General features: G+C 59.9%; 3 protein-coding genes. 2 read left to right on the top strand and 1 reads right to left on the bottom strand.

The genetic code is table 11. The features are described from left to right. Positions 1–369 (top strand): DUF411 domain-containing protein (locus tag EOA60_RS27895; protein ID WP_281060785.1); only part of this gene is annotated, 369 nt, incomplete at its 5' end. A gap of 40 nt (positions 370–409) precedes the next feature. Then, positions 410–1,192: a redoxin domain-containing protein gene (locus EOA60_RS39940; RefSeq protein ID WP_244529185.1), complete on the top strand. Its 783-nt coding sequence runs from the start codon at positions 410–412 to the stop codon at positions 1,190–1,192. 250 nt (positions 1,193–1,442) lie between these two features. Here the strand turns inward: EOA60_RS39940 and EOA60_RS27875 are convergent, their stop codons facing one another. Beyond that, positions 1,443–1,859 (bottom strand): hypothetical protein, encoded by a 417-nt coding sequence (locus tag EOA60_RS27875; RefSeq protein ID WP_063169404.1) that lies wholly within the window; start codon positions 1,857–1,859, stop codon positions 1,443–1,445. Positions 1,860–2,659: the final 800 nt, after the last annotated feature.

Below are 2,659 nucleotides of genomic sequence, written 5' to 3'. Positions count from 1 at the left end.
GTCAGGCGCCGCTCCGGCGTTCGCCGGCGAAAGGACGTCACGCTCTACAAGAACCCGCAATGCGGCTGCTGCGAAGGTTATGCCGGCTATTTGCAGGAAACGGCTTCGCTGTCACCGTCAAGGCCGACGCACGACCTTTTCGCCATGAGCCGCGAAGAGGGCATTCCGCCGGAAGCCGATGGCTGCCTTCTCTCGTTCATCGACGGCTATGTGGTGAGCGGCCATGTGCCGGTCGGCACGGTCAACAAGCTCTTGACCGAGCGGCCCGACATCAAAGGGCATGACGCTGCCCGGCATGCCGATGGGCTCCCCCGGCATGAGTGGCACGAAGGAAGCGCCCTTCGAGATTCTCGAAATCCGGAAGTCTGACGGGACCGGCGGCGTCTACGCCACGGAATAGGAGGCTTCGATGATGGAATGCATGAGCGGCATGATGATGTTCGGCATGGGCCTGGTGTGGCTGCTTGTCGTCGTCGTGCTCGTCCTCGGGACGGCCGCGCTGATCAAGTACCTGTTCTCCAGCGGCGGCAAAGGAGAAGGGCGTCGGTCCTCTTATCGATGCGTGGCCGCGGCAGGCCTCGGATTGGTCTGGACATTGCCTTGGCTCGCCAACCGGATGGCCGGTGGCGGCGCCCCGGCCGCGGCGATAGCGCTAGGCAAGACGGTTTTAGCCAGGCGAAGGTCAGCGCGATTGGAAAGCCCGCTGCCTTCGGGACGCATGCCGGCGCCGGGACCGGCCGCGGTCGTCGGCGGCGGCTACCAGAGCGACATGCCGGGCTTCGGGAATGTCCTCACCGACGAGGAGATCCGGGCCGTTCTGGCCTTCATCAAAAGCACATGGCCCGAGCGGGAACGCGCCTATCAGGCAGATGAGCCGCCGGGAGCGGGAGCAGACACAGTGAGACCAATCCTAGCCGCGGAGCCCTCGAACGCCCCCAACCGGAATGCATTGTCCATGAAAGCGAAACCGTCGCTTGCGATTCAATTTCTGGCGCTGATCCTCGCGACCTCCGCGCTGGCCCACCATCCGGGCGCCGATCTCGACAAGATGAGGGACAGCGCGGAGAGGTTCTTCCAGGCGATCGACGAGCAGGCCGCGCCGCCTTTCGAACTGGCCGACGCGGACGGAAGGGCCGTCCGCCTTTCCGATTTCTCCGACAAGATCGTGGTGCTCTACTTCATGACGAGGTAACCTTGGAAGAAGAAGGCGACGGCCACTGGCGGCAGGATGGCAAGCACGCTGGCCGCAAAAAGCGGCCCATACTCATAGAAGCGGGCCGGTTCTGTCGCAAATCGTGCTTTTGGCCACAACTGGACGCTTTCGCGCGCTTATGGACCAGCTCACATGTCCAACAACGCAAGCAGATGACAGGGCTCGACGTGCCCCGGGGTGGCGCCCTACTTCCACGCTCGCACTGTCACACTCCCGCCGAAAGGCGGGTTTAGTGAGTTATGGCAGTGACTGTGCCACCAGTCCAAACGTCGAGTTTCGCGGCAACTTCGACGCTTTCCTTAGCTGACTTGCCCAAAACCAGCGCGGCCAAAGCATACTGCTTGCCGCTCCCGATGGCATAATATTCACCTTTCACGGGATCACTTGGCAGCCAATTGCCGTCCAACAATACGGCTTCCCCATTTTTGCGCACTATCAGCGCCTCAAATTCAAAATTGTCGTCGTTGCGCGGCACAGGAATATCAGAAACATCCATGCCCTTCTCAACCCAGTCTCGAACGGCCTTTGGAATACCCAAGGACGAAGAGGAAACGCCGATGAGTGTGCCGTCGCATAAGCGAAACACCTTCGTTTTCTCACCGACGGATACTGAGTCAAAACCCAAGGCTCGGCCGTCGCCAGCCATGGTTCCGTTCCTGTAAGCTATTGTTGTCATTGGCACCCTTCTATCGCTACATCAAACTTCAGGACCTTGCGCATGTCCCCTGTGTCAAGGTCACTGACCCACGGCCTATTTGCCTGATACACGATACAGGCTGCGCTCCTTGAGTTCGCGCACGGGTGGCCGTCATCTTGCCGCCTTCGCGCAATGCCTTGAACAGGCCGAGTCTGTCCCCCAGCGGGAATGACAACCACCTCCATGTCGTTGAAAAGCAGGAAATCCGTCACTTTGCCTCGTCGGTAACGGGCGGAGCCGGAGCGGTCGTCACCGGGCAAGCGCGGTCGCAGTAGGTATCCTGGGCAGCCCGTCAGACATGGATGGCTCCGGTTGTGGTGACGGGGAGGGCGATAAGCAAGTTCGGGCCAAGTGATTGTTCCGCGGCTGTATGTTTTGGTGAGGTGATCATGCGACTTCTTGTTGGTCGGTCACGTGTTTGCGGATAACCAGCATGCGCTGTGCCAAATGAGAAAACCATTTAAAGTCAATCCAGCAGATCTGACTGTATTCCGACATTGTCGGAAATTGGACATCGCCGAACGCGAGCGCTCGGGGCTTGTGATGATACTTGGGCGTGCTGCTTCGGAGGAGGGATGCGCCTCGTACCGGCCGCGAAGCCTTCCTGCATTTAAGGCGCCAGATCAATTGAACGCGCATACCAGTCAGCCGTCCCGTCGTTTAGTCCAAATGGCGATCCATCTCAGCGCGCTCACGCCATCCACCTTTCTGCGCGACCCAAGCTAAACACGCTCGGCGATGATTAGGAT

This window comes from Mesorhizobium sp. M1A.F.Ca.IN.020.06.1.1, assembly GCF_004023265.1.
In the GTDB taxonomy this organism is placed as follows: domain Bacteria; phylum Pseudomonadota; class Alphaproteobacteria; order Rhizobiales; family Rhizobiaceae; genus Mesorhizobium.
This window is presented reverse-complemented; position numbering and strand designations above follow the sequence as displayed.